Raw genomic sequence first — 6,820 nt, forward strand, 5'->3', positions numbered from 1 at the left:
GATTATCCGTGCGGTGCCATCGGTTTGCCTTGTGGCGGGGGCTGGGGCGATCGTGTTTCTCGATCTTGGATCGCGTCTTGGCGTCGCATGCGCAATTGAATATCTTCCAACAAGCGACGATTGGCTGCTAATAAGTCGGCAATCAAGCCAAACATCCACAACTGCACGCCGATCAGGATCAAGATCGCTGCCAAGATCAAACTCGGGACGCGCGTGCGCTCGCTACCGAAGGCAAAGAAAATGAGCCAGCGGATGCCGAGCAGAGACCCCAACCCAAACGGAATACTCCCCGAAAGTAGGAAAAACCGCAGCGGTTGGTAGAGCATAAAAATCCGCAGAATGGTCGTCGCCGAGCGCAAGACATATCGCGGCGTGCTTTTTACCAAACGCGACGGTCGCAAATCTGGATTCACCCGCACCGGCACCGAGGCGATCGCCATGCCTTTTTGTCCGGCCTGGATGATCGTTTCTAGAGTGTAGGTGTAGCTGTTGAACACATTGAGCTGCATGGCCGCTTCGCGGCTGAAGGCCCGGAAGCCGCTCGGAGCGTCGGGCACAGACGTATTGCTGGCAAGGCGGACGACCCAACTGCCGAGGTTTTGTAAGAGTTTTTTGGCGCGCGAGAAGTGGTGAATGTGCAGAATCGGCCGCGTGCCGATGACGATCTCTGCACGTCCGTCTAAAATCGGCTGAATCAGTTTGGGAATATCAGCAGCGCAATATTGATTGTCGGCATCGGTGTTGACAATAATGTCCGCGCCCGCTTGCAGCGAAGAGCGGATTCCGGTCAGAAATGCCCTAGCCAGTCCTTGGTTGTGGGGGTGGCGGACGATGCGATCGACGCCGGCTGCTTGGGCGACTTCGAGGGTGCGATCGCGGCTGCCGTCATCGACGATCAACCACTCGACCGTGTCGACCCCCGGTACCTGGCGCGGCAAATCCGCCAAGGTCGTCCCGAGGGTTGCCTCCTCGTTGAAACACGGAATCTGAATGACGAGTTTGGTCAAGGACGCTTCTCCTAACCACGACAACAGATATCGGTTTCGAGCGATTCAGAGCGCCTACCTGCCGACACTATCGTTCATTAAAGCATCCGCGTGCGTGTTCCTCCGCGCCGACCTGCACCCGACTGCTCCTACCCAACGCAAGCACCCTCTTTCAGTCGCCACAATACTTCAGCGCTAACCGCGACGCTGGTTTCTGTGCCGAATTCATTGATTCCCTCATCGAGCTTTTGCTGTTGTTTACTCGCGCTCATCCCCGAGCACGAAACAGCTCAGAATGAAGGCAATTGGGTGTTCAAAGAGGCGTAATACTCTTGAACTTGGCTAATCCACCAGTAACCATCGGTCGGCGGGTCTCCCACCCCATCGGTACTGATGCCAACGCCCGCACCAAAGAGAACATTGTCTACACCGGCAACGGCAACATCTTCAAAGTTCGGAGCCCAGGTAATGACATTTCCTTCAACTGAGACGCCAGTGTCTTGCCACCTGTTTTGACTGAAGTAGTCCAAGCGTTCGGGGTCATCAACAATGAAAGTGTCGCCAAAAAAGAAGGTTCCAGCAGAATCTTCGTATTGGGTTGCTACGTTAAGTAGATCTGGAAAAACACCATCGGGGCTGTAGGGATTTTCCGCTTGGCTGCCGTTGATGCGGCCTACGGGAAGTTGCCACAGGGTTACAGGCTTATCCGTTTCGGCATGTAGAGTTTCAACGAGCAACAGGTAGTTTTTCCACAAGTCGTGGTTCCAGAACCAAATTGAATCCTGTGGATCGGCTGCAGCACCAGCACTAGCTGCTGCGCCATCTAATCCGTACTTATCGATACTGATGAAGTCTGCCCCGTAGCTCAGGACACCGGCTTGCTTATAATAATCTGCAATCGCTACAGCTTCGTCGATGATTGCTTGCTTGCCTTCTTCAAATCCAAGGGTTTCTGTCAGATGGACAATGCCTTTACCGGGGATGCCTACATTGGTAAACCCACCGGCTGGACTTGCCCACAGATTGAACTGCCATCCAAATTCAACGTTTGGGGCGTATTTGGAAATGGTGTAATTGATGGCTTGAACGAGACCCCGCACGGAATTATCAAACAATGGATCGACCGAGCTGTCTAAGATGCCTAACTCATAAATTGCAGACGTTTGTGCCGAGATATCCTGGGGCAAGGAACCAGAGTTCTGAGCTAGATAGCCTAAGAAATCCGGCTCTAGAATCGTGCTGACTGTTTCATCGCCCGCAACGGTCACAATCTCATCAAGGGCAAATTTTAGATCTTCAAAGTATCCTCGCATATAGTCGTTGCTTTGGATGTGCAACAGGTTCGTGGTATAGCTCTCGCCACCGTCAGGAATGTTGTACCACACAAAAGTCGGTGTCATTCCGAGTTTCATGCTCTCTTCGATGTAAGAACGGACTCGATTACCGTCACCCCAAGAGCGCCAGCCGATAGGAGTGCTAGGGTCGGGATTAAAGGGATTATTGAGGGGTCCGCCGTTGAGGTAGATATAGCGAGAATCGACGCGCTTGTTGGCAAGCCCTTCACCAAAATCCTGCCAGAAATTTAGATCGGCAGCAGAGTCTTCACTGACGGAACCAACGGTGACGTAGTCGGAAGCGTTGGGGAGCGTCCCATCTTCATTGCGGATACGGACGCCAACAAAACGCACCTCACCCGTGGCAACATTCTCAATCTGCAACGACGCCCGACCTGCATCAAGCCCGTCGAGCAGAATTTCACTGGTACCGTCACCGAGAGGATTCAGTGTAGCTTCGATGACAGCACCATTATTGGTGGAAAGGCGCAGATCGCTGGCGTCACCGTCAAAGTTGAGGGTCAGGCTGGAAACACCTCGATCTAGGGTGATTTGCAATGCGTCCCCTTGGGCATCTTCATAGCCGACTAATTCAAAGGAGTTTTCCGAAGGGGGTAACGTTCCTCCGCCATTATTGTCCGGCTGATAGAGTAGATTTTCGCCAATTATCAACCGATCCGCCGTGATGTCTGCAATGGTGACGGTCTGGTTGTTGCTGGGAATATCAATTAAAACGCTACCATTACCGGTATCTTGGATCGTAAATTCATTTGTACTGGGAAACCAAAATGGCCGGAGATCGATCGTGTCTTCAGTCGGGTCGAAATTCTCAATGGTGGTGTTGCTGCCCCAATTCCAAGTGAAGCTAAAGACGTCCGATTGACCGCTCTGTCCCGTCAGCACTGATGAGAGTACCGAGCCGACATTAGTGTCGTCATTGGTGATAGTTCCCGTTCCTTGGGCATCGGCAATTGCCGCGCCGGAGGCATTACTTAATCTCAACTGAAGCGTTTCGTCCGGTTCAACCTGTGTATCGCCGTCGATCGCAACTTGAACGGTTTTACTGGTTTCACCAACAGCAAAGGAGAGGGTACCGCTCTGGGCACTATAGTCTTCTCCGGCTAAGGCAGTTCCATTGACGGTCTCAAAATCAACGGTCACCACGTCCGTACTAGCCCGATCCAGGGTAACGAGAAAGTTGAGATAGGTTATGCCGCTATCACCTTCGGTTATTTCAGCATCGGCGACAAAAAGAGACGGAGCGTTGTTCTCCCCCAATGGGTTGCCATTGAGTGAGAAATCAGTGGGAGAAGTAATCCCGGTACTACCGGGGATTCCGATAAAGCCAAATGTAATGGTTTCACCGGGGGAAAGATCCGGATTATAATCGGCAAATTCGATCGTGTAGCGATCGCCATTACGGCTAACAATCCTAGCATCCCAGAGACTGGTAATTTCAAAATCAGCTGTAAACTCCAGGGTCCAATCTTCCAAGGCTAGAGCGGATGTATTTGTTAGAGCGATCGCACCTTCAAAACCATTGACCCAGTCCTGTGTCACAACAAAGTCAACTGTGTAATTCATAGTCATGCTCCGAGAGTTTCGTTGTGTATCGAGAGTAGTAGTGGAGGCTCACCGCCCCCTGCAAGCTCTACATACTAGCCCTGTGCGAAGTACAAATATGACACCAATGCGATCCAGCTTTCCAGAAAAGACGTACTCTTTCCGACCAGTCTACAGACTTTCTGCAACAAGGAATTTTTGAGGAATTTGAAATGATTGACTTGCCCAATTTTCTTCAATCGGGCGATGTTGATGACTAAAAATTAATTTTGTGGAGGCCTGCCAATAGTCCGTAGATCGCCCCGAAAAAGACTCTTATCCCAGTAAATGAACAAGTGACGTCTTTCATACTAACCAGCATCATATATGAAGTCAAACAAGAACAATTAAGAATAGTATCGTTTCTTCATTTTGTTTCGAGACTGCGATCGTGGACGACACTAGAAAAAATACTTTTATGGGTATTTCAGCTTTTTTGGAGAACGTAATGTTTTAAATGAGCATCTGCAGATCTACTTAAAGAATCGAGGCGCACTTGCTAAGCAGAAAAATTGTTGAGTGATGGCTGAAATATGAGGGCGTACTCACTGGCCCTTTGTAGAATAATCACAGAAGCTAACGAGAATGTGTAGATTTCTCGGTTCATACTAGCCTGCAGTTTCGGGATGCGTTTAGCTTTTGGCTAAGCTTATCAAGCATCATCAAAAATCTGACAGCCTGGTGCCGATCTGTCAACTATCAAAGTCTCGGGCGATCGCCGCCCTGTTTCTGCGGAATCACACTGACGTTGCAGTGTTAACGCAACCGATGGGATCGGGCAGTAGGCGAGGAAGCCGGGGATGCTTTCTGAAGCCGATCGCGCTGTGAACTTGCCCTGGTAAAATTCTGAGATCGATTTGGGGACGTGGAGGCAATTTAGGACTGCCGCACATCTCTAGTTCTCTGCGGGATGGTTCCAAATCGCCAAGCAAGGCAACATTATCGATCTCTTGGGTCCGCAGTACAGTGGGGGTGCTGAAGGGGCAGAACCCTCGCAAAGCAATGTTCATGGCACAAACAAGAGCATCGCGCTTCAGTTTTACTCGGGGCTCACGTGCACCACCTCGAAGAGGTAATTGTCGGGAGAAAAGACGGCGATCGAAGAGCTAAAGGCCTTTCAAATCGCCGTCTGTTCCTCCCTGGTTCTGCACATACTTGTCCAGACATGCGATGGTGAAACCTCCCAGCTTGCGATGAAAAACCCCAATTTCCAGAGAAATACTTAACCATAGAACTCGGATACATGTTCGAGGTCCTCATCTTGTTGGATTTTGCTACTCCTCAACGACTTGAGGTTAGCGACTATCTTTGGCAAATATCAATAATTACACGGCTGGGCACCAGCTATTGCTCGAAAACACAAAGTAGCAATCTAGCACTGACCAGATCTGCTCCTCTGTTAAGTTGACCTACTTATGCAACATATTCGGTTGTGGCACCTAGTTTGCAGCTACAAGGATCTTGCTATCGCCAGGCCCAGTCCGCAGATCTAGACCATCAGTTTGGTGACAGGCAGGGATGGAAACGAATCAACCGAGCAGGTTGCCTCCCTCCCCAAAAGGGATAGTTACCGCAGCCTTGTCGAGGCTCTTTAAGATTCTGTGGAGAATGGGCTCAACTTCCAGGGGTGCAGCGAAGAAACTATCATGGTTCAGTTCGCCATCTTGAAATTCCATCGGTCCATTGTCTGCGAACATTGCAGTGAGAGTTTGCTCTATTTAGGGAAGTGAATGCAGGCGTACCCGAGCAGTCCCGTTTAAAACTGCCCCAGCATGGCGAAACCATTGCCGTTATTGCCTGAGTTAGGCAGTCGACTGAAACTAGCGTCGATAAAGACCCCGGGCATTAAGTTGACCCCAACCTAGTGCTAACAAGGAAACTCTCGGTGATCAGGAGCGAACACATGAATATTACCTCGGCTCCGTTGCGGGCAATATAACCCCAGTTCTTTTCTGCGGATACACTATTGACCAGGAAGATAAAGAGCGACCCTGCAAAGAGCAACCACCTGCCACTTTGATGCCAGATCATTACCGCTAGTGGCAAAATAAGAAAATTGGTGGCAATAGTTGCCAGGGGTGGAGTCTTTGAAGTCCTAGCCAGCCGGGGGTGATCCAGTGTATCTTCTGGCGCGAGCTCCAGACGCAGAACCTCATGCCACATCCCGTAAACTAACGCTATGCAAGTGAACACCAGACAAAAGAGTATGAAGGGTGGCTTGTCCCCCAGTCCCACGCCGGTCACCTGCATGACAGAGAGGACGAACAGTGTTATGAACGGCAAAATAGCAGCGTGCAATACATAGCGCGGATAGCTGGCAAGCAGATACCAGTTGCGGCCAATGCAGGTCGGTCCCAGCACCAGCATGAGGTTGTCGTAGGCTATTCCAGCGAACATAATGCGCAGGAACCACAAGCGGAAGGAGGCCGGGCCGCATATGGAAAAGGACCAGGTGAACAAACCCAGCTGAAGTAAAAGGTATGCTGCAAATATTGTCGAAACCATTGTCAAAACCCTTGGTTGAGCATTCGAAATACATTTGGGCTTGGAGAAGAGCTCCGGGGAATCTTTCCACTAAAACTACAGCTCTCTGTTCTGCGTGCTGCTAGTTTCTGAAAATATACTCCTATTCCAACTCGTTGAATGCAAGGTGCGATTGGTTAAATATGGGTTAAATCTTGGTCGCGAGTAATGGCGTATACCGTCGAATAAGTGCAAATAAACCCGTTTGTGCGCCTCGCTCGAAAGGTTCGTTCCGAACGTTTGGACGGTGCGGGAGTTCTGGACATTGGATAAAACAACTTGGTATCGAGAGAGAATATCCGCTTAGCCTGGATTATTCATGAACTCTTATACGGAGACCCTAAACCTTTTGCCGTGCAAGGCTTGCAGACTTTT

Annotated in this window: 3 protein-coding genes; all 3 read right to left on the reverse strand. The window is 50.2% G+C overall.

The window, feature by feature from the left end; all coding sequences use genetic code 11:
- Positions 1-2: 2 nt before the first annotated feature.
- The 3 genes from KR51_RS14055 to KR51_RS14065 all read right to left on the reverse strand — a co-directional run bounded on the left by KR51_RS14055 (position 3) and on the right by KR51_RS14065 (position 6,433).
- The gene (locus KR51_RS14055) at positions 3-1,007 is read right to left on the reverse strand and encodes a glycosyltransferase family 2 protein (protein ID WP_022608713.1); all 1,005 of its coding nucleotides are present in this window, start codon (positions 1,005-1,007) and stop codon (positions 3-5) included.
- A gap of 269 nt (positions 1,008-1,276) precedes the next feature.
- Positions 1,277-3,910, reverse strand: a complete 2,634-nt coding sequence (locus tag KR51_RS17685) for a cellulose binding domain-containing protein (RefSeq protein ID WP_084202474.1) — start codon at positions 3,908-3,910, stop codon at positions 1,277-1,279.
- A 1,857-nt stretch (positions 3,911-5,767) separates the two neighbouring features.
- Positions 5,768-6,433 (reverse strand): hypothetical protein, encoded by a 666-nt coding sequence (locus KR51_RS14065; RefSeq protein ID WP_156915121.1) that lies wholly within the window; start codon positions 6,431-6,433, stop codon positions 5,768-5,770.
- Between the last annotated feature and the right edge of the window lie 387 nt (positions 6,434-6,820).

The sequence above is a fragment of the Rubidibacter lacunae KORDI 51-2 genome, assembly GCF_000473895.1.
Classification (GTDB): Bacteria; Cyanobacteriota; Cyanobacteriia; order Cyanobacteriales; family Rubidibacteraceae; genus Rubidibacter; species Rubidibacter lacunae.